This window comes from Streptomyces sp. NPDC042102, assembly GCF_055582305.1.
The window spans coordinates 1,348,841-1,367,740 of sequence record NZ_JBVJDL010000001.1 but is presented as its reverse complement, the minus strand read 5'-3'; the positions used below and the strand labels follow the sequence as shown (position 1 = coordinate 1,367,740).

At 73.0% G+C, this 18,900-nt stretch carries 21 protein-coding genes; 11 read left to right on the top strand and 10 right to left on the bottom strand.

From position 1 onward, the window contains the following. The first annotated feature begins 8 nt into the window (after positions 1-8). Together ACZ6KO_RS05560 and ACZ6KO_RS05555 are read left to right on the top strand one after the other, a co-directional pair. Positions 9-1,049 carry a DMT family transporter gene (locus ACZ6KO_RS05560; protein ID WP_469300331.1) on the top strand — a complete coding sequence of 347 codons (1,041 nt, stop codon included), beginning with the start codon at positions 9-11 and terminating at the stop codon, positions 1,047-1,049. A 5-nt stretch (positions 1,050-1,054) separates the two neighbouring features. After that, entirely contained in the window at positions 1,055-1,927 is an 873-nt protein-coding gene (locus tag ACZ6KO_RS05555) for a crotonase/enoyl-CoA hydratase family protein (RefSeq protein WP_469300329.1), read from the top strand. A 586-nt stretch (positions 1,928-2,513) separates the two neighbouring features. Here ACZ6KO_RS05555 and ACZ6KO_RS05550 read toward each other — a convergent pair. Together ACZ6KO_RS05550 and ACZ6KO_RS05545 are read right to left on the bottom strand one after the other, a co-directional pair. Next, the gene (locus ACZ6KO_RS05550; RefSeq protein ID WP_469300327.1) at positions 2,514-3,113 is read right to left on the bottom strand and encodes a DUF6817 domain-containing protein; all 600 of its coding nucleotides are present in this window, start codon (positions 3,111-3,113) and stop codon (positions 2,514-2,516) included. Beyond that, a complete protein-coding gene (locus tag ACZ6KO_RS05545) occupies positions 3,110-3,931 on the bottom strand; it encodes a glutamate ABC transporter substrate-binding protein (protein WP_469300324.1) in 822 nt (273 codons plus the stop codon). The genes ACZ6KO_RS05550 and ACZ6KO_RS05545 overlap by 4 nt, the downstream gene beginning before the upstream one ends. Before the next feature lie 192 nt (positions 3,932-4,123). Between ACZ6KO_RS05545 and ACZ6KO_RS05540 the strand changes: the two genes are divergently transcribed. Both ACZ6KO_RS05540 and ACZ6KO_RS05535 read left to right on the top strand, forming a co-directional pair. After that, positions 4,124-4,762, top strand: coding sequence for a class I SAM-dependent methyltransferase (locus ACZ6KO_RS05540; protein ID WP_469300321.1), 639 nt, complete (start codon positions 4,124-4,126; stop codon positions 4,760-4,762). A gap of 112 nt (positions 4,763-4,874) precedes the next feature. After that, entirely contained in the window at positions 4,875-5,426 is a 552-nt protein-coding gene (locus tag ACZ6KO_RS05535) for a TerD family protein (RefSeq protein WP_469300318.1), read from the top strand. A gap of 102 nt (positions 5,427-5,528) precedes the next feature. On the opposite strand, the gene ACZ6KO_RS05530 is transcribed toward ACZ6KO_RS05535, so the two are convergent. The 4 genes from ACZ6KO_RS05530 to ACZ6KO_RS05515 form a co-directional block, all read right to left on the bottom strand. Next, positions 5,529-6,149, bottom strand: a complete 621-nt coding sequence (locus ACZ6KO_RS05530; protein ID WP_469300315.1) for a TetR/AcrR family transcriptional regulator — start codon at positions 6,147-6,149, stop codon at positions 5,529-5,531. A 120-nt stretch (positions 6,150-6,269) separates the two neighbouring features. Then, entirely contained in the window at positions 6,270-6,635 is a 366-nt protein-coding gene (locus ACZ6KO_RS05525; protein WP_469300312.1) for an NYN domain-containing protein, read from the bottom strand. 46 nt (positions 6,636-6,681) lie between these two features. Further along, positions 6,682-7,032: a winged helix-turn-helix domain-containing protein gene (locus ACZ6KO_RS05520; protein ID WP_469301566.1), complete on the bottom strand. Its 351-nt coding sequence runs from the start codon at positions 7,030-7,032 to the stop codon at positions 6,682-6,684. Further along, positions 7,029-7,457 (bottom strand): hypothetical protein, encoded by a 429-nt coding sequence (locus ACZ6KO_RS05515; protein ID WP_469300310.1) that lies wholly within the window; start codon positions 7,455-7,457, stop codon positions 7,029-7,031. Before ACZ6KO_RS05515 ends, ACZ6KO_RS05520 begins: the two co-directional genes overlap by 4 nt. Before the next feature lie 114 nt (positions 7,458-7,571). Between ACZ6KO_RS05515 and ACZ6KO_RS05510 the strand changes: the two genes are divergently transcribed. Further along, a complete protein-coding gene (locus ACZ6KO_RS05510) occupies positions 7,572-7,895 on the top strand; it encodes a MazG-like family protein (protein WP_469300308.1) in 324 nt (107 codons plus the stop codon). Positions 7,896-7,922: 27 nt separating this feature from the next. On the opposite strand, the gene ACZ6KO_RS05505 is transcribed toward ACZ6KO_RS05510, so the two are convergent. After that, positions 7,923-9,170 carry an alpha/beta hydrolase family protein gene (locus tag ACZ6KO_RS05505; protein WP_469300306.1) on the bottom strand — a complete coding sequence of 416 codons (1,248 nt, stop codon included), beginning with the start codon at positions 9,168-9,170 and terminating at the stop codon, positions 7,923-7,925. A 103-nt stretch (positions 9,171-9,273) separates the two neighbouring features. Between ACZ6KO_RS05505 and ACZ6KO_RS05500 the strand changes: the two genes are divergently transcribed. Both ACZ6KO_RS05500 and ACZ6KO_RS05495 read left to right on the top strand, forming a co-directional pair. Beyond that, positions 9,274-10,092, top strand: coding sequence for a VOC family protein (locus ACZ6KO_RS05500; RefSeq protein ID WP_469300304.1), 819 nt, complete (start codon positions 9,274-9,276; stop codon positions 10,090-10,092). Positions 10,093-10,187: 95 nt separating this feature from the next. Further along, positions 10,188-10,640 carry an SPW repeat protein gene (locus tag ACZ6KO_RS05495; protein ID WP_469300302.1) on the top strand — a complete coding sequence of 151 codons (453 nt, stop codon included), beginning with the start codon at positions 10,188-10,190 and terminating at the stop codon, positions 10,638-10,640. Between the two features lie 327 nt (positions 10,641-10,967). Here the strand turns inward: ACZ6KO_RS05495 and ACZ6KO_RS05490 are convergent, their stop codons facing one another. Then, positions 10,968-11,306, bottom strand: a complete 339-nt coding sequence (locus tag ACZ6KO_RS05490) for a thioredoxin family protein (RefSeq protein ID WP_469300300.1) — start codon at positions 11,304-11,306, stop codon at positions 10,968-10,970. Between the two features lie 147 nt (positions 11,307-11,453). Between ACZ6KO_RS05490 and ACZ6KO_RS05485 the strand changes: the two genes are divergently transcribed. Together ACZ6KO_RS05485 and ACZ6KO_RS05480 are read left to right on the top strand one after the other, a co-directional pair. Then, positions 11,454-13,781, top strand: coding sequence for a HelD family protein (locus ACZ6KO_RS05485; RefSeq protein WP_469300297.1), 2,328 nt, complete (start codon positions 11,454-11,456; stop codon positions 13,779-13,781). 161 nt (positions 13,782-13,942) lie between these two features. Beyond that, a complete protein-coding gene (locus tag ACZ6KO_RS05480) occupies positions 13,943-15,490 on the top strand; it encodes an alpha/beta hydrolase (protein WP_469301563.1) in 1,548 nt (515 codons plus the stop codon). 94 nt (positions 15,491-15,584) lie between these two features. Here the strand turns inward: ACZ6KO_RS05480 and ACZ6KO_RS05475 are convergent, their stop codons facing one another. Both ACZ6KO_RS05475 and ACZ6KO_RS05470 read right to left on the bottom strand, forming a co-directional pair. Beyond that, entirely contained in the window at positions 15,585-15,965 is a 381-nt protein-coding gene (locus tag ACZ6KO_RS05475) for a hypothetical protein (protein WP_469300295.1), read from the bottom strand. Between the two features lie 47 nt (positions 15,966-16,012). Further along, the gene (locus tag ACZ6KO_RS05470; RefSeq protein ID WP_469300291.1) at positions 16,013-16,870 is read right to left on the bottom strand and encodes a caspase family protein; all 858 of its coding nucleotides are present in this window, start codon (positions 16,868-16,870) and stop codon (positions 16,013-16,015) included. A 145-nt stretch (positions 16,871-17,015) separates the two neighbouring features. Here ACZ6KO_RS05470 and ACZ6KO_RS05465 point away from each other — a divergent pair, with 145 nt between their 5' ends. Further along, complete coding sequence (locus ACZ6KO_RS05465) at positions 17,016-17,906, top strand: DNA/RNA non-specific endonuclease (RefSeq protein ID WP_469300289.1); 891 nt, start codon at positions 17,016-17,018, stop codon at positions 17,904-17,906. 2 nt (positions 17,907-17,908) lie between these two features. Further along, on the top strand, positions 17,909-18,877 hold the full coding sequence (locus ACZ6KO_RS05460) for an alpha/beta hydrolase family protein (protein WP_469300287.1): 969 nt from the start codon (positions 17,909-17,911) through the stop codon (positions 18,875-18,877). The last annotated feature ends 23 nt before the right edge of the window (positions 18,878-18,900 follow it).

Below are 18,900 nucleotides of genomic sequence, written 5' to 3'. Positions count from 1 at the left end.
TGGAGGCCATGGACACTCCTCCTCCCCCCGGCACTCCGTCTCCCCCGCCCGCCCCGTCCTCCTCGTCCTCCCCGTCCTCCCCGGAGGCGCCTTCCTCCCCCGGTCTCGGCCGGCTGCTGCCGGGCATGGTGGGCATGGCCCTGGTCGGCAGCAGCGTCACCGTTTCGCGCACGCTGGTGGACGCCCCGCTCTTCACCGCCCAGGCGGTCCGGTACGTGGCCGCGGCGTTCGTCCTGCTGGCGCTGGCACGGGTGGCGGGCGCGCGGCTGGTGCTGCCGCGCGGCCGCGAGTGGCTGTGGCTGGCCGGGATCGCGGCGACCGGGCTCGTGCTGTTCAACGTGGCCGTCGTGCGTGGTGTGGGGCATGCCGAGCCGGCGGTGATCGCGGTCGCGGTGGCCTGCGTACCGGTGCTGCTCGGGGTGGTCGGTCCACTGCTGGAGCGGACCCGGCCGAGCCGGCGGGTGCTGCTGGCCGCGCCCGTGGTGGTGGCGGGCGCGGTGCTGGTGGAGGGCACGGGCCGCACGGACGCGGCCGGGGTGGGGTGGGCGGCGCTGGCGCTGGCCTGCGAGGCCGGCTTCACCCTGCTGGCGGTGCCGGTGCTGCGGCGGCACGGACCCTGGGGCGTCTCGGTGCACACGGTGTGGCTGGGCGCGCTCATGCTGATCGTGCTGGGCGGGGTGACGGAGGGGCCGTCGGCGGTGCGGCGGCTGGACGGCGCGGACTGGGCCGCCGTCGGCTATCTGGCGGTGCTGGTGACCGCGGCGGCGTTCGTGCTGTGGTACTCGACGGTGAAGGCGGTCGGGGCGGGGCGCGCCGGGCTGCTCACCGGGATCGCGCCGCTGGCCGCCGCGGCCGTCGGTACCGTCACGGGCGGCGGGGTGCCCGGGCTGCCGGTGTGGCTGGGGATCGCGGTCGTGATCGCCGGTCTGGTCGCGGGCCTGCGGCCGGCGCGGACGGAGCGCATGCGTACGCCGGGACGCGGACCGGTGCCGGGGCGGCGGCGGTCCGGAAACGGCCCGGCGGCGGAGCGCCCGCGGCAGCGACAATGACCGCCATGGTGGATGACACGGACACGAGCGCGGCCGGGCACGCCCACGGGGATCACTGGGACAACGGGACCGACGGGACCGACGGGACCGACGGCTCGGACGGGGGCGACACGTGCGTGCGCGTCGAGCGGGACGGGCCCGTGACGACGGTGGTCCTGGCCCGGCCCGGCGTCCGCAACGCGGTGGACGGACCGACGGCGGCGCGCCTGGCCGACGCCTTCCGGGAGTTCGAGGCGGACCCCGGGGCGTCCGTCGCCGTCCTGTGGGGCGAGGGCGGCACGTTCTGCGCGGGCGCCGACCTCAAGGCGATCGGAACCGGGCGCGGCAACCGGGTGCGTGCCGACGGAGACGGCCCCATGGGCCCCACGCGGATGAGGCTGACCAAACCGGTGATCGCCGCGATCGCCGGCCACGCGGTCGCGGGCGGGCTGGAGCTGGCCCTGTGGTGCGATCTGCGGGTGGCGGAGGAGGACGCCGTGTTCGGGGTCTTCTGCCGGCGCTGGGGCGTGCCGCTGATCGACGGCGGTACGGTCCGACTGCCCCGGCTGATCGGTGAGAGCCGGGCCATGGACCTGATCCTGACGGGCCGCCCGGTCCCGGCCGCCGAGGCGTACGCGATGGGCCTGGCGAACCGCCTGGTACCGGTCGGCCGGGCGCGCGCGGCCGCCGAGGAACTGGCCCGGGAGATCGCCGCGTTCCCCCAGCTGTGCCTGCGCCAAGACCGGCTCTCCGTCCGCGAGCAGCACGGCCTGCCGGAACCGGAGGCGCTGGCGGCCGAGTTCCGCCACGGCCTGGTCCCCCTCACGGCGGGCGAGACGCGGGCCGGAGCCGAACGCTTCTCCTCCGGAGCCGGCCGACACGGCTCGTTCACGGACTGACCCACCCCGGTAACCGCACACCCCGTACGCCCGCGCCGGTACGCCCGCGCCGTACGCGCGCGCCGGTCCAGGCGGGCGGAGCCGCGGGCGAGCCCCTGGAGGCGGAGGCCCGCCCCGGGGCCGGCGGTGGGCTGCCGGGGCGCCTCGGTGAGGGCTGCGCCAGGCGGCGCGCCTCCAGCGGCGGCCCTTCGCGCGCCCAGAGGCCGGTGAGCCCGTTCACCGCACGAGCGGGCTCGCGCGTCATGGTCCGGAACCTTACGCGACGGGCTGGTGGGACCGGTCGGGCCGACGTGATGGCCGCAGGGCAGCTCGTACATCCACATTCACCAGGTGAAAGCCGCTATCGCCATCGCACATGCGAGGGCAATCCACCCATCGCCCTCTTGGATGATTGAACGAACGCGGGTGTGGATCACCGTCCGGATTCCGTGGGGGCCACCAATCGCCCCGCGCGCCCGTCCCTTGATTCACTGGGTCCACCGTCCCCCGGAACGGCGCGGCGGCTCCCGCCGGTACGGGTCCGACGGCTTGCCGGTAGCCCCTGCGCGCCGATCAGCGGTGTTCCGCGCGCAGGGGATCCGGTGCCTCAGGCGTACGGGGCGAGCTGCCGCTCGCAGGCCGCGCGGGCGGCGGGGGACAGCAGCTCCCCGCCCCGCGCGAAGAAGCCGTACAGCGCGGCGCCGTGCTGCGCGGCGAGGTCCGCGTTGTGCGCGAGCACGTCGAGCTCGTTGGCCGCGGTGATCTCCATCAGCGCGCGCAGGTCCGCCTCGGCCGGCTCGTGCACGGCGCCGGTGAACCGGTCCTGGAAGGTGACCGGACCGGGGCCGCCGATCTGCGGGTAGAGCACGTCCCGCGCGCAGCTGCCGTAGAGGTAGACCATGGCCTCCGCCTGCTCGCCGATCAGCCCGGCCAGCGTGCCGCGCTCGGCGGTCTCCATCAGGTGCGGGCCGAACCCGTCGGTGCCGTACGCCGCGTGGCACAGCCCCGCCAGGCGTACGTCGCGAGCGGCGCCCCAGCGCCCGAGCACCTCGGCCACCCGCCCGAGGTGGTCGAGCAGGGTGCCGCCGGGGTGGTCCATGGCCGCGGCGCCCCGCGACCGCAGGAACCGCGCGACCGGGCCGTCGGGATCACCCGGGTCGGCCGAGCCACCCGGGGTGATCGGATCCGGATCCCCGTCTCCGGTCACTTGCCCTCGGTGATCTGCGGGGCCGGCTCGCTCCTGTACTGGGCGGCGCCGAAGTTGGTGTGGACGAACTTCTGCCAGGAGCCGTCCTGGACCATCTTGCGCAGGGCCTCGTTGATCTTGCTCTGGAGCTCCGTGTTGCCCTTCTTCAGGCCGATGCCGTACTGCTCGTTGCTCAGGTTCAGGCCCGCGAGCTTGAACTTGCCCTGGTTCGCCGACTGGGCGGCGTACCCGGCCAGGATGGCGTTGTCCGTGGTCAGGGCGTCGAGGCTGCTGTTCTGGAGGGCGATGAGGCACTCGGAGTAGCCGCCGAGCTCCATCATCTCCGCCTTGGGGGCGAGCTTCGCCTTGACGTTCTCGGCGGACGTGGAGCCGGTCACCGAGCAGAGCTTCTTCTTGTTGAGGTCCTCGGCCTTGGTGATCTCGGTCTCGCCGGCACGGACGAGCAGGTCCTGATGGGCCACGAAGTACGGGCCCGCGAAATCGACCTTCGCCTTGCGCTTGTCGTTGATCGAGTAGCTCGCGACGACGAACTCGACCTCGTTGAACTGGATCATGAGCTCACGGTCGGAGCTGTAGACCTGCTTGAACTCGATCTGGTCCGGCTTGTAGCCGAGCTCCTTGGCGACGTACGTCGCGACGTCGACGTCGAAACCGGAGAGCTTGCCGTCCTCACGCAGGCCCAGGCCCGGCTGATCGAACTTGACGCCGATGGAGATCTTGCGGTTCCCGTCAGCCGCGTCCCCACCACCACCGCAGCCCGACGCGGTCAGGCCCAGAACGATCACTGCGGCGACCGAACCGGCCTTGGAAACCTTCATGTGGAACTCTTTCCGAATGAATCTTGGTGAAGACGTACTGGGGAGGAAAGTAGAAAGGTCACGCGCGCAGGTACATACATCTGAGCAAAATTTGAGGGTAACGATCCGGCACGGCGAAAGATCCTGGTGACGGGACGTAGCACGGCCGGACGGACACGGAAGCGGAATCGGACGGACGGACGGAGAACACGCATGACGGATCAGGTGTCGGCGGCGGAACTCTTCGACGAGCTCGGCGCCGGTTATGAGGAGGCGTTCGCGGATCTGCCGGGCCAGCTGGCGGCCCTGGACTGGCTCACGGCCCGCCTCCCGGCCGGCGCCCGCGTCCTCGACATCGGCAGCGGAACCGGCCGCCCGGTCGCGGCCCGGCTGGTGGCGGCGGGCTGCGCGGTCACGGGCATCGACGTCTCCCCGACGATGGTCGAGCTGGCACGGGAACGGGTCCCCGGGGCCCGCTTCGAGCTGGCGGACGTACGGACGTACAGCGCGCCGGAGGACGGCTTCGACGCGGTGTGCGCCTTCTTCCCGCTGCTGGTGATGAGCCGCGCCGAGGTGGAGTCGGCGCTGGAGCGGATCGCGGGCTGGCTGGCGCCCGGCGGGTACTTCGTGATGGCGACCGTCCCCGGTGACATAAGGGATCTGGAGATCGTCTGGATGGGCCACAAGGTGACGGTGAGCAGCCTGTCCACCGACGACTACCTGCGGCGGCTGGCGGCCCTGGGCCTGGAGGTGCTGTACAGCGACACGTCGACGTACCAGCCGGCGAGCGAGATCGCGGGCCCGGAGGACCACCTGTTCTGCTACGCCCGCCGCTCCGGGCCGTCGTCCTGACACCCGGTACCGGCGGTTCGCACATGGCCGGGAAACGCCTGTCCCCCGGCGGCCGGTTCCGTTCCTCGTGGCAGCATGAGCGGGCAACACTGCCGCGAGGAAGGGGAGTTCGGTGACGGGCATAAGCAAGGGCCTGACCAGGGTCGAGGTGGGGCTGCGGTGGGATCCGAGCCCGGCCGGGACGCCCGCGCACGATCTCGACATCGTCGCGGCGGTCTACGGCGCGAACGATCCGTACGGTGACGCCGCCTACCTGGTGCACTTCGGGAACCGGTCCCCCGACGGGACCGTCACGCTCAGCCGGGACAGCCGCACCGGCCAGGGCTTCGGGTTCGACGAGGTGATGGTGATCGAACTCGACCGGATGGATCCGCGGCTGCGCCGGGTCGTGGTGGGGGTGGTGATCCAGGGCGAGGACCGCGCCAAGACCTTCGGAGCCATCGGAGGTACGGCCGTGCGGATCCGGGAGGGGCACACGGATCTGGCCACCGACGATCTCGCGGGCGTGGCCGGGGCCACGGCGGCGACGGTCGCCGAGTTCACCCGCGACGGGACGGGCGCCTGGTCGCTGCGCGCGCAGGTGCGCGGCTTCGGCACCGGGCCGCAGGAGTTCACCGCCGTCATGGGTGCGGCGTGGTCGGACCGGGCGGCGGATGCTCCGTAGAGGAGCACCCGCCGCCCGGTCCGGGTGGTGCGCTGCCGCCGTCCCCACGAGGCAGCGCGGGCGGGGCGACGTCCGGTCATCCTGGACGGCGTCCCGCCGGTTCTAGGGGGCCACGGCGACCGGGCCCGCGGGCGCCGGCGCGGTCAGGCCCAGGGCGGGCAGCACGGCCACGTCGACGAACCGGAGCAGGTAGTCGGCGTCGGCGTAGCGGCCCTCCAGGACCGGCCGGATCCGCAGGACGCCCATCAGCTGCGCCGGCAGGAACTCCACGGCCGGGTGGTCCGCGGCGATCTCGCCGCGGACGACGGCCCGCTCCACCATCTCGCCGAACGCGGCGAGTTCGGGCGCCACCAGCGCCTCGCGCAGCGCGCCCTGGAGTTCTTCGTCGCCGAGCACGGCATGACCGAGGGCCTGGGTGAGCCGGGTGTCACGGCCCGAGGTCCCGGCCGCGATCCGGGCGGCCTCGCGCAGGTCGCCTGCCAGGGTGCCGGTGTCGACGGCGGCGAGGGTGCCGCGCCGGTCGGCCCGCAGGGCGGCGGCGACCAGCCGCGGCTTGGTCTGCCACTGGCGGTAGAGCGTGGACTTCCCGCAGCTGGCCCGGGCGGCGACACCCTCCATGGTCAGCGCCTCGTACCCGTACTCCCGCAACTCGTCCAGGACGGCGTCGAAGAGCTCCTGCTCCCGCTCCGGGGTGATCTTCGAGCGGCGCGATGCGGCGGTCATGGGTACGGCGGCTTTCGGTGGTGGTCGCGACTTCTTCCGAGACGGAAGCGTACCGGAACGCGCGCGTATCGGTACACGTCCGTATCGATGAGGGGGAACGCCACGGGTCGGCGGCGATGGCTACCCGCCGCGGGGCCCGTCGGGTGCCGGGCGGACGGTGCGGGGACCGGCGCACTCGGCGCCGTACGCCCGGACACGCGTGCGCAGGGCGCGGTCGGACGTGACGACGACGCAGCCGCGGCCCGCGTGCTCGGCGGCGAGTTCGACGATGCGGTCGTCGCCGCTGCCGACCGCGGAGTCCACGAGGACCCCCGGGACGGACTCGACGCCACGGGCGGCGCCCTCGACGACGAGGATGATCTCCGCGTCGCCGCTGCGCCCGGCGAGCAGGTCGCGCAGGCGCTCGGCGGCACCCTTGCGGTCCCGCCACCAGCCGTCCGGCACGGAGCCGACGACGTTCGCGGCATCGACGATCAGTACGGTCACGCCGTCAGTATGCGCCGCCCGGGACCGCCGGAGCACCGCACGTCCGTCACCCGGAGGCCCAGTCGCCTGCGATGGCCCGCAGGGCCGCCAGGTGGTGCCGGTAGGCGGCGAGGCCCTCCGGTGCGAGCTCGAGCCAGGTACGGGGGCGGCGGCCGACGCGGCCCTTGTGGACCACCACGTAGCCCGCCTCCTCCAGCGCCGCGACCTGCTTGGACAGGACCGAGTCGGTGACCTCGACCAGGTCGCGGACGAAGCCGAACTCGGCCTTGCCCAGCGGCGCCAGGGCCGCCACCACCGACAACCGCACGGGGGCGTTGAGCAGAGGGTCGAGGGCGTGCCGGGGGTGGCTCCCCCCGGCCGCGGCGGCACGGGCCGCGCCGTCGGCCGCGTCCGTCACGACGACCGCCGCCGTTCGTTCCACAGGCCCACGCCCACCGGCAACGTGCACAGGAGCGTGCCCGCCACCGCGAAGGGCACCTGGTCCACGAAGACCGTGGTGCCCAGGGTCACCGTGACGGCGAAGAACATGCCCCACACCCCCACGACCGCCACGTGCCGCACACCGAAGCCGCGGCGCACCGCCCGCTGCCGGGCGGCGTAGACGCTCAGGGCCCCGACCAGGAGGCCGTGCGCCACGGCGAAGACCAGGGCGCCCGCGCCGTGCCAGAGCAGCACCATCGGCACCAGGACCAGCTGGCCCGCGCCGAACACCATCAGGTACCGCTCGTACCAGCCGCTGCCGCGCCGCGCGGCCTTCTCCAGCGCGGCCGCCCGGCCCAGCGCCCCGATGTCGTATCCCCCGTCATATCCGCGTGCATCCACGGCAGTTCCCCCTCGGCATCCGCAGTCACCAGCATGTCGTTGCCAGGATGGCTTCTACTTTCCACATTGGCAAGTAGAAGCCATCCCGGAAACTCAACTGACATGCTGGAGCCCATGGATGACCTCTGGAAGACCATCGGCGCGCTCTCCGACCTCTTCGCGGACCGGGACACCGCTCGCGGTGTCCCGGCCGAGGAGCAGTGGATCCTGCAAGTCCTCAAGATCGGCGAGGAGTTCGGCGAGGCCGCGCAGGCCGTGATCGGCGTCCGCGGCACCAACCCCCGCAAGGGCACCTCCCACAGCTGGGAGGACGTGCACGACGAGGTCGCCGACACCGCGATCACTGCGCTCGTCGCCCTCTCCCGGATGCGGCCCGACGCCCCCGACTACTTCGCCGGGCAGCTGCGCCGGAAGTCCGCCCGCTTCCTGGAGGGATGACGCCCTCGCGGGGCTCCGCGCGGGCCGTCACGGCCGGCGGAAGACGACCTCCGGGTGCGCGGCGCTCGGGCCGTTCAGCAGCGGCTGGGGTATGCCCCGCAGCTGCTGGTCGAAGAAGGCCCCCACGTACGCCCGGGTGATCCGGAGCGAGCGGGTGCCCGACAGCGGGGAGCCCGGATCGCTGTAACCGATCTGTTCACCCAGCACGGGGGTGTCGGTGAAGGCGAAGTGGCCGGTCCCCTTCACCTCCAGCCAGCGCTTGAAACCGTCGAGGCGCTGATAGGTCTCGTCCCAGGAGGTGTCGGGCGGTCCCGGGGGCCGCAGCGCCGGGTCCGCGCCGAGCATCAGGAACGGCCGGCCGTCCAGCCCGCCCTCGGGCAGCGGCGTGAAGAAGGTGCCGTCCATGTTGACGCCCGCGTCCACCCGCCGGTCGGCGGCCATGGTGGAGGCGGCGCTCGCACCGCCTATGGAGTGGCCGGCCATCCCGATCCGCCGGGCGTCGATCAGCTGCGCGTACCGCCAGGTGGCCCGGGGGCCGGTGAGCCGGTCGAGGACGAAGGAGACGTCCTTGGCCCGCCCGTCGGAGACCTTGCGGAAATCCTCGGGGGCATCGGCCTGCTCGCAGGCGACACACGTGAGCAGCCGCCCGCCGGGATAGGTGGTGGCGATCGACTCGTAGGCGTGGTCGACCGCCGCCACGACATAGCCCCGGGCCGCCAGGTCCTCGGCCAGCGCGGTCAGGGTGGTGCGCGGCATGCCGAAGCCCGGGGAGAGGACCACGAGGGGGAAGCGCCCGGGCAGCGGGCGGGCACCCTCCCGCGCGGCCGTCCGGGTCGCGGCGGCCTCCTCGGCCGTGACCAGCTCACCGACCGGCCAGGCCTGGAGCAGGGCCGTGGCCTCGGGCAGCGTCATGTAAGGGGCCGGCGTGCCGGACCGGGGCACGGCGGGGTAGTAGAGCGAGAGCAGCAGCTCCCGGTCGGCCTGCGGCACCCACGGGTCCTTGCGGGCGCTGTCGACCAGGTGCAGCGTGTCGCGGCCGACGGGCAGCGCTCCGGTGGGGCGCGGCAGTTCGAGCCGCACCTCCGCCTTCGTGGCCGGGGAGCCGGCCGGGCCGCCGGGAGCGGCCGCACCGGCGGCCGGCGCCGCGCGGGCAGCGGACGTGGCGAAGGCGGGCGGTCCGGCCGCGAGGGCGGTGCCCGCCGCGGACAGGGACAGGGGCGCGGCGAGCGCGGCCGCGGCCACGGCGGTGGCTAACGTACGAGTGATCTTTCGCATACCCGCGACGGTAGCCGCCGAACGGGTGTCGCTGCCTCAACCCACAGAGTGATCACACATCACTCCAGATAGCTACGCGCCGGTTTGTGGGAAGGTGCTCGCGATGGAGATTTCGACGCGTGACGTGTTCGGCGCGCCCTGCTGGGTGAGCCTGATGGCCCGCGATCTGGAAGGGGCCCAGCGCTTCTACGGAGCGGTGCTGGGCTGGGAGTTCCGCAAGGGCGGGCTCGGCGAGGCGTTCAGCGTGGGCATGCTCGACCGGACGCCGGTGGCGGGCATCGGGGCCCTGGCGACGTCGATGTCGATGCCGGTGGCCTGGAGCCCGTACTTCGCCGTCGACGACGCGGACCTGGCGGTGGCCCGGATCCGGGAGCGCGCCGGCACGGTCGCCGTGGGGCCCGTCGCGCTGGCGGGCCGCGGGCGCGCCGCGCTCGCCGCCGACCTGGAGGGGGCGACCTTCGGGATCTGGGAGGGCCAGGTGCGCTCCGAGTGGCGCGTCGGGGAGGGCCGGGCGCCGGCCTGGCTGGAGCTGCGGACGCGCAACGCCTTCGACGCCGCCATCTTCTACGGCGGGGTCCTGGAGTGGGCCACCGAGCGGGCCGGCGGCTGCCAGGTGTCGTACGAGGAGGACAAGGTGGTGCTGCGGCAGGGGGGCGAACCGGTCGCCCGGCTCAGCACCCAGACCGCCGAGGACGGCGAGGGCGGCCGGGACGGCGACAGCGGCGGCGAGCCGCAGGTGCGGGCGCGCTGGCACGTGCACTTCCGGGTGCCGGACCTGGAGCGGGCGGTCGAGGCGGCCGTGGCGCACGGCGGGCGGACCACTTCCGCGGTCAAGACGACCGCGACCGAGCGGTCCGTGACGGTGCTCGACCCCGACGGCGGCCTGTTCGACGTCACGGAGAACCTCGGCGCGAAAACCTGATCCGCGTCTCCGTGACCTGGTGGTTCGGGGAGCGGTTGGCGGGGAATATGCGGGATAAAAGGCACATAAAGGTCTTCCTCGAGAAGGCGGCCATCATGACCACTCATCCCAGCTCCAGCATCGAACACCACCCCGACCTCGCCGAGATGCGCTCCCGGTTCGAGCGGGCCACCAGCACACCCAGGGCACAGGCCACCGAAACACTGGCCCTGCTCACCGGCGTGTACATCGCAGCGTCCCCGTGGATCATCGGGTTCAACAACCTGACCACGCTGACGGTCTGCAACCTCATCGTCGGCATCGCGTACTGCCTGATGATGGGCGGCCTCGGCTCCGCGTACGAGCGCACGCACGCGATGGCCTGGGCGGCCTGCGCGCTCGGCGCGTGGACGATCGTCGCTCCGTGGGTCGTCTCGGGGAACGTGAGCACGACGCGCTCCATCTGGAGCAACGTCATCGCCGGCGCCATCGCCCTGCTGCTCGGCCTGGCCATGGCCGCCAGCGGCAGCCGCGGCGCCGACCGGATGGGCCGCGCACGCGCGATGTGACGGACCCGGCGGCGCGAGCACGCACCGCCGGCACGACGGGAGAACTGCACAGCACCACGGCAAGGGCCCCCGACCCGGGGGCCCTTCGCCGCGACCGGGACACGGAGCCGCCCGTCACCCGCCTGCCACCCCCGAAGGGCGCAGCGGCGCCATCGGTCATGGAATGTGATCGGACGTGCGCTTTCTGTAGTGGCGCACGTTTACCGGACCTCCCGGTACCGGCCCTCGCGGCCACCCCCGGCCCCGCGACCGGGGGCCGCGCCACTTCGGCGCAGCGGCGCCCGGTCGCGGACGCACGCCCGCGCGTCACCGGCGCACGCCCGCGTGTCACAGGTGTGCGGCCAGGAACTCCCCGAGTTGGACGCCGTCCAGCGCGCCGGCGTGGGAGGCGATCACCTCGCCGTCCCCGACCAGCACCAGCCAGGGCGAGGAGGTGACGGCGAACCGCCGGGTCGCGGCGGGGCAGCGGGTCATGTCGGCGCGGACCACGGTCAGCCGGGTGCCGTACTCCTGGGCGGCCTCGCGTACCACGGTGTCCATCGCGCGCGTGGCGGCGAGCGCCTTGGGCCAGGTGCCGCAGAAATAGGCGAGCACCGGGGTGCCGGCCATCGCGAGGACGAAATCGAACTCGGCGTCCTCCACCGGCTGGTGCACTCGGCTCGCCACCGGACCTCCTCGGATCACGACGCGAAAAAGCCCCGGTCGCATTGACGGCCGGGGCATTTCTCTGCGTATATTGGTTATTTCACGCCCGCGAAACCCCTGAGGGCGTGAAGAAGTTCATGGGCACACCATATCGCGTCAGGAGTGGAATTGTCAACCGCGGAATTCCGGAGCGAGCAGAAATTCATCACCGCGCTCTACGCTCGCCTCGACGACCTGCGCGACCAGGCCGAAGGGGCCGTGCGCCGGGCGCTGCGCCAGGTCGGGAACGGATATCAGGAGCGGCTCGAACGCGAAGTGCTGGTCGCCGAACAGTCCGGTCTGCTTTCCGCGCTGAATGCGGGTGAGAGCGGCCTGTGTTTCGGCCGCCTGGAGTTCGCCGACGGCCAGGACCACCACATCGGCCGTATCGGAATCCGCGAGGACGACCCGGAACGCACTCCCCTGGTCGTCGACTGGCGCGCCGAAGTCGCCCGGCCGTTCTACCTCGCGACCGGTCACCACCCCATGGGACTGCGCCGGCGCCGCCACATCACCACCCGGGGCCGGCAGGTCACCGCCCTGCACGACGAGATCCTCGACCTCACCGACCCCGAGCGCACCGGTCACGAGGGGGCCGACGCGGACGCCGTGCTGCTCGCCGCGCTCGACGCCGCCCGCACCGGCCGGATGCACGACATCGTGGAGACGATCCAGGCCGAGCAGGACCGCATCATCCGCTCCCCGCACCGCGGAGTGCTGGTCGTCGAGGGCGGACCCGGCACCGGCAAGACGGCCGTCGCCCTGCACCGCGCCGCGTACTTGCTGTACGCGCACCGCGAGCAGCTCGCCCGGCGCGGCGTACTGATCGTCGGCCCGGGCCCCGCCTTCCTCCGCTACATCGGCGAGGTGCTCCCCGCCCTCGGTGAGACCGGGGTGCTGCTCGCCAGCCCCGGCGAGCTGTTCCCCGGCGTGCGCGCCACCGGCGCCGACCGGCCCGGCGCGGCCGCCGTCAAGGGCCGGGCCGTCATGGCCGACGTACTCGCGCGGGTCGTCCGCGACCGCCAGACGCTGCCCGAGACCGTCCCGGCGGGCAGCGGCGAGGAGAGCGACGTGGTGCCCGAGGCCGCGCTGGAGATCGACCACGACGACTACGGCATCCTGCTGCTGGACCGGACCATGGCCCACGAGGCCCGGGACCGGGCCCGCTCCACCGGGCTGCCGCACAACCTGGCGCGCCCGTACTTCGCCTTCCGGATCATCGACGCGCTCACCGAACAGCTCGCCGACCGGCTCGGCGCGGACCCCTTCGGCGGGCCCAACCTGCTGGGCCCGGACGACATCGCCCAGCTCGGCAAGGAGATCGCGACCAGCGGCCCGGTGCACGAGGCGATCGACACGCTGTGGCCCTCGCTCACCCCCCAGCGGCTGATCGCCGACTTCCTGGCCGAGCCCACCCATCTGTCCGGGGCGGACGCGGCGCTGATCCGGCGGAGCGGCGGCGACTGGACCCCGGCCGACGTCCCGCTGCTGGACGAGGCCGCCGAGCTGCTCGGCGTGGACGAGACCGCGCAGCGCGCCGCGGCGGAGCGGGAGCGTCTGGAGCGGGTCGCGTACGCGCAGGGCGTGCTGGACCTGTCGGCGGGTTCGGAGAGCTACGAGTTCGAGGACCAGGAGAACGAGTACCTCGCCGCCCACGACATCATCGACGCCGAGCGCATGGCGGAGCGGCACGAGGAGGAGGACCACCGCAGTGCGGCCGAACGCGCCGCAGCCGACCGGACCTGGGCGTTCGGGCACGTCATCGTCGACGAGGCGCAGGAGCTGTCGGCCATGGCATGGCGGCTGTTGATGCGGCGCTGCCCGACCCGGTCGATGACGCTGGTGGGCGATCCGGCCCAGACCGCCGACGAGGCGGGCTGCGGGTCGTGGGCCCGGATGCTCCAGCCGTACGTCGGGGACCGCTGGGAGATGGTGCGGCTCGGTGTCAACTACCGCACGCCCGCCGAGGTCATGGACGTGGCGGCCGCCGTACTGCGGGCCCGGCACCCGGGGTTCGAGCCGCCGGCGTCGGTGCGGTCCACGGGGGTGCGGCCCTGGGTGCGGGCGACCGGCGACCTCACGCGTGCGGTCGGGGCGGCCGTCGAGCAGGGGACGCCGGCCGAGGGGCGGCTCGCGGTGATCGCGCCGCGCGCGCTGCACGAGGCGCTGGCCGCGGTCCTGCCCGGGGTACGGGCGGGGACGGAGCCGGACCTGACCCGGGCCGTCGCCCTGCTGGAGCCGCGGCAGGCCAAGGGTCTGGAGTTCGACACGGTGGTCGTCGTGGAACCGGCGGACTTCCGGTCGAGCGATCTGTACGTCGCCCTGACCCGCGCCACGCAGACGCTGGGCATCGTGCACTCCGGCCGGCTCCCGGAGGGACTGAAGGGGGCGGAGGGGCTGGAGGTACGGGAGGGTCCGGACGGTCCCAGGGCCGCCGCCTCCGATGTGACCGGATAAGGCCCAACCTCCCAACCAGCTCTCATTTCAAGACAGTTGTCTCCTTTCGCCCTCGTTCCTGAGGTGTAGGACACCCCCACCCTGATGATGATTCGCGGAGCCGTTCCGTGTCCCAGGGTGGGGATGTCCTGACATCAGCGAAAGGAACGGCTTTCGTGCGCATGCGTCGATGGGCGCCGATGCTCGCCGCGGGCATCATCGCCACGGTCTTACCCGCTCTGACGCCCGCCCAGGCGTCGGCCGCACCGGCACCGCAAGCCCCGCAGCAGACGCCTCTCTGGCAGCGCTGCGACTCCGAGGAACTCGCCGCGCTGGAGTGCGCGACGCTGAAGGTCCCACTCGACTACAAGAAGCCCAAGGGCCAGCAGATCGACCTGGCGGTCTCCCGGCTGAAGGCGGCCGATCCGGCCAAGCGCCGCGGCGTGATGCTCTTCAACCCCGGCGGCCCGGGCGGCAGCGGCCTGGACCTGCCGGTCCTGATGGACCAGGCCCTGCCGAAGGAGGTGCGCGAACAGTACGACCTCATCGGCTTCGACCCGCGCGGGGTCGGCCGCAGCAGCCCGGTCACCTGCGGTCTGACCGAGGCCGACGCGCGATTCGACCGCCCCTACAAGCCGGAGACGTTCGACGCCGACGTGGCGTGGGCGCGTGGCGTGGCACAGAAGTGCAAGGAGCGGGTCGGCTCCGTGCTGCCGCACATCACCACGCGCAACACGGCCCGGGACATGGACGCCATCCGGGCCGCGCTGGGCGAGCGGAAGATCTCGTACGTGGGCTACTCGTACGGGACGTACCTGGGCGCGGTGTACACGGAGATGTTCCCCCAGCGCACCGACCGCTTCGTGCTGGACAGCGGGGTGGACCCGGAACGCGCCTGGCGGGGCATGATCCAGGTGTGGGCCGAGGGCGCCGAGCCGGCCTTCCAGCGGTTCACGCAGTGGACGGCGGAGCGGGCCGGCGAGTTCCACCTCGGCGACACGCCGGCCGCGGTGTCCCGGACCTTCTGGGACCTCGTGGCACGGGCCGACCGCGACCCGATCGAGGTCGAAGGGCAGAAGTTGACCGGTGACGACATCCGCGGCTGGCGGCCGATCTTCTTCTATCCCCGGGAGGCCGCGCAGTTCGTGGCCGTCCTGAAGGCGGCCGCCGAGGGCCGGCCCGCACCGACGGCTCTGCCGGACGCGTCCCGGTTCACGCGCGCGGGCCTGGCGGCTCCGGCGGAGGACAACAGCACGGCGGTCTTCTGGTCCGTGGTGTGCGGTGACACCGCCGCGTGGCCGCGCGACCCGGAGCAGTACCGCCGCGACGCGGTCCGCGACAAGGCCCGCTATCCGCTGTACGGCGACTTCGCCTCGAACATCAAGCCGTGCGCCTTCTGGGACGCGCCGGCGGAGAAGGTGACGGCCGTCAACAACCGGACGCCGGTGATGACGGTGCAGAACGAGTGGGACTCCCAGACCCCGCTCGTCAGCGGCCAGGGGCTGCACCGCGCGCTGAAGGGCTCGCGGATGGTCCTGGTGGAGGGCGGTGAGGGGCACGGGGTGTACGCCCTCGACCCCACGTCCTGCGCCAACGCCCCGGTCAGCGCGTACCTGGCGACCGGCAGGCTGCCGTACGAGGACATCACCTGTCGTACGGAGCAGGCCCCGCGGCGCGAGGCGGCCCCGAAGCCGGTCCCGTCCTCGCCCATCCCGCCCGGCCGCTTCTGACCCGGGCCCGCTGAAGGGGCGTCCCGCCGGCCCGCGTGGCCGGCGGGACGCCCGCGACCGCCGGGCCCCCGGCGACCGCCGGTCGCGAGCGCGGTCAGTTCGCGATGCGGGAGAGGGCTGCCGCGTTGTCGCGCCGGGCCTGGTCGCGGCTGGCGGGAGGCACGCACACCAGGTCCCGCGGCCCGGCCTCCCGCCAGACGAAGCCCGGCTTGCAGGTCTCGGGCCCGTAGGCGCCGCCGGGCAGCCGGCGCGAGGGGCCGAGCTGGTTCTCGCGGGCCGTCTGGTCCCGGATCCCGGGGGTCACACAGACCAGGTCGCCCTCGTACGCGGCCCGGGGGACGTACCCCTGCACGCAGGTGACGGGGGCGTGCGCGTGGGCCGGAGCGGTCACGGTGGTGAGCAGGCCGCCGGCCAGGGCCAGCGCGAGGGCGGTTGCGGCGCACCGCCGCCCGGATCGGGACGAGTGGGTCGTCATGGATCCTCCTTCGGCGCGGAAGGCGTCCCCGACCCTTCGAGCGTACGTCAGATGGTGAAGGGCTTCTGGCCGAGGAAGTCGGGGCCGGGCGCGCCCGTGGTGTAGAAGTTCGGGCTCTGGTTGGGCGGCATGATGCGCTGGATGCCGCGGTGGAAGTCGCGGTAGCCGCCCTGGAAGCCGGCGTTGTTCCACACCTTGAGCAGTTTCTCGGTGAACAGGCCGTTGACGCTGCCGTCGGAGGCGACCTGGTTGTCCTGGCAGGCGCCGATCAGGACCGCGTCCGGTGCCCGGCCGCCGTTGCCCCTGACCGCCGCGAGCTCGCGCTGGAGCTCCTGGTACACGTCGCGGTGCCGCTCGTAGAGCTCCTGCTGCTTCCACTCCGGCACCATCCGGGACGCGGCCTCGACCTGCCCGGGGTCGCGGGTCTGGAACTGCGACTCCAGCGCCTGCGGGGTCAGCATCTCCCGGACGGACTCGATGGCGGTGCCGCTGTGGCAGCAGTCCAGGAGCGCGACGACCCGCACGCCCTCGGCCAGCTTCTGGAACTCGCGGTACAACTCGTCGTCGAGGAACTGGCGGTCGAAGAAGACCAGGGTCTCGTCCCGCCGGTCGGCCTCGGTGTCGCCGCCCACGGTGTTGGGCACCTGGCCGCCGTGGCCCGAGTAGGTGAAGAACAGGATGTCGCCCTTCTTCAGCCGTCCGGCGGCCTTGCGCAGCTCACCGGTGATGTTCGCCACCGTGCCCTGATCGGTCAGGATCACCGTCTCCTCGAACCCGCTGCCCCGGGCCAGGGCCGCCATGTCGCGGGCGTCGTTCTCGCAGGCCACGAGCTTGCCGTCCCAGCCGTCGTACCGGTCGGGGTCGACTCTGTTGAGGCCGATGTGGAGGGAGAGGCCAGTGGGCACGGGAACTCCTTGGGGCGGGGAGGGAGGGGATGTCGCGGGCATGGGTTCCCGTACCGACCGCCGTCCGAATCAGGAGTGGCCGCTGTTCGGGTGGCGGGGACCCACGGCGCCGTGAAAGATCCCTTCCGCGCGGTACGTCAATGTTATGAACGCAATTGAGACACCATCGGATCCGAAGGCGACCTCCGCGAACCGCCGTGCCGATCTGTCCGACCGTGCGGGCTACGACCCCGACTTCCTGGGCACCACCGTGCCGCTCCCGATGCCCGCCTCCCCCGGCGTCGAGACCGTCGTCCTGCCGTACACGCACTTCACCGTCGTCCTGCGCCCCGACCGGCGGCTGGCCGCCTCCACCGCCGTCTGCATCGACGGCGCGAAGATCCTCGAGGACGTGCCCCGCGACGACAAGTGGGTGTTCGACCCACGGGTGCCCGAGGCGCAGCAGTGCGGCAACGACGTCTACCGCGACAACTCCCTGGACCGCGGCCATCTGGTGCGCCGTCTGGACCCGGTCTGGGGTGCCGCACCCGAGGCGAACCGTGCCAACGTGGACACCTTCCACTTCACCAACGCGGCCCCGCAGGCCGACGTGTTCAACCAGGGCAAGCAGCTGTGGCAGGGGCTGGAGAACTACCTGCTCGACCACGCCGCCGAGTTCGACCGCAGGCTGACCGTGATGACCGGCCCGGTCCTGCAGGACTCCGACCCGCCCTACCGGGGCATGCAGGTGCCGCTGCGGTTCTGGAAGGTCGCCGCCTTCCTCCAGGGCGGATCGCTCGCCTCGACGGCCTACATCCTCGACCAGAGCCCGGACCTCACGCGCGACTACGAGCGCGCGATGGCCGGCGCCCGGCCCGGGGACCCACCGCCGCTCGGGGCCTTCCGCACCTTCCAGGTGCCGGTCGCGGACATCGTCGAACTCACCGGGCTGGACTTCGGTCCGCTGCCCGGCGCCGACCTCATGCCCGTCACCCGCGCGCCCGCCGAGCGCTGGAAGCACCTGGAGACCTTCGAGGACATGATCGTCCGGAACTGACGGTGGCTGCCACGATCCTCTACGTCCACGGCAACGGGAACAAGGTCCGCAAGGAGCTGCTCAAGTCCCGCTGGGACCACGCGCTCTTCGGCCAGGACATGGGCGTGGCGTCGCGGGTGGCCTACTGGGCCCCGCTGCGCCACCCCGTGCCGCTGCCCGACGACCGCCCCGAGGAGCTCCCCGCCGCGCGGCTCCTCCAGGAGCTCCCGCAGGCCGACGGCGCGGCGGCCGGACCGGAGGGCGCGCACGAGTTCATCGAGCGCACCCTCCGGGAGGCCGCCGGGCGGCCCGAGACGGAGGGCAGGGGCGGGTACGACGACGGCGAAGGGCGGGATGCGGGGCCCGCCCCCGGCGAGACCGCGCTGGCGGCCTGGCTGACGAGGATGACCTACGCGGCGGCGACCCTCGGCCGCGACGAGGACGAGGACGCCCGCGGCGCCAGGGAACTGCTGCCGCTTCCCGCCGCCCTGCGCGTGCCGGTCTTCAAGGAGCTGGTCCGGCGCACGTTCGTGGACGTCCACGCGTACTTCTTCGGCGGGATCGGGCCGGCCGTCCGGGACACCGTACGCGCCGAGCTCGCCGAGGCCGGTGACGGGCCGCTCGTCGTGGTCGGCCACAGTCTGGGCTCGGTCGTCGCCTACGAGGTGCTGCGCGAGGAGGGGCGCCCCGTCAGCCTGTTCGTCAGCCTCGGTTCACCGCTGGGGATCACCGAGGTCCAGGACCTGCTCGCCCGGCCGCCCGCCGTCCCGGCCGGTGTGGCGGCCTGGCGCAACGTGTCCGACCTGCGCGACGTGGTGGCGCTGGACCACTGGCTGCGGCCCGACTACGCGCCGGCCGAACTCGTGAGCGACCACCTGGTCGACAACCGCAGCAAGAGCCATCACGGCATTCGTGAATACCTGGGCAGCGCACCCGTCCGGGTGCCGGTGCGCGCGCTGTTCGGCCGCGTTGCAGCCGACCGGCGGCGGTGAAACGATGACAGGTGTCAGGCAGT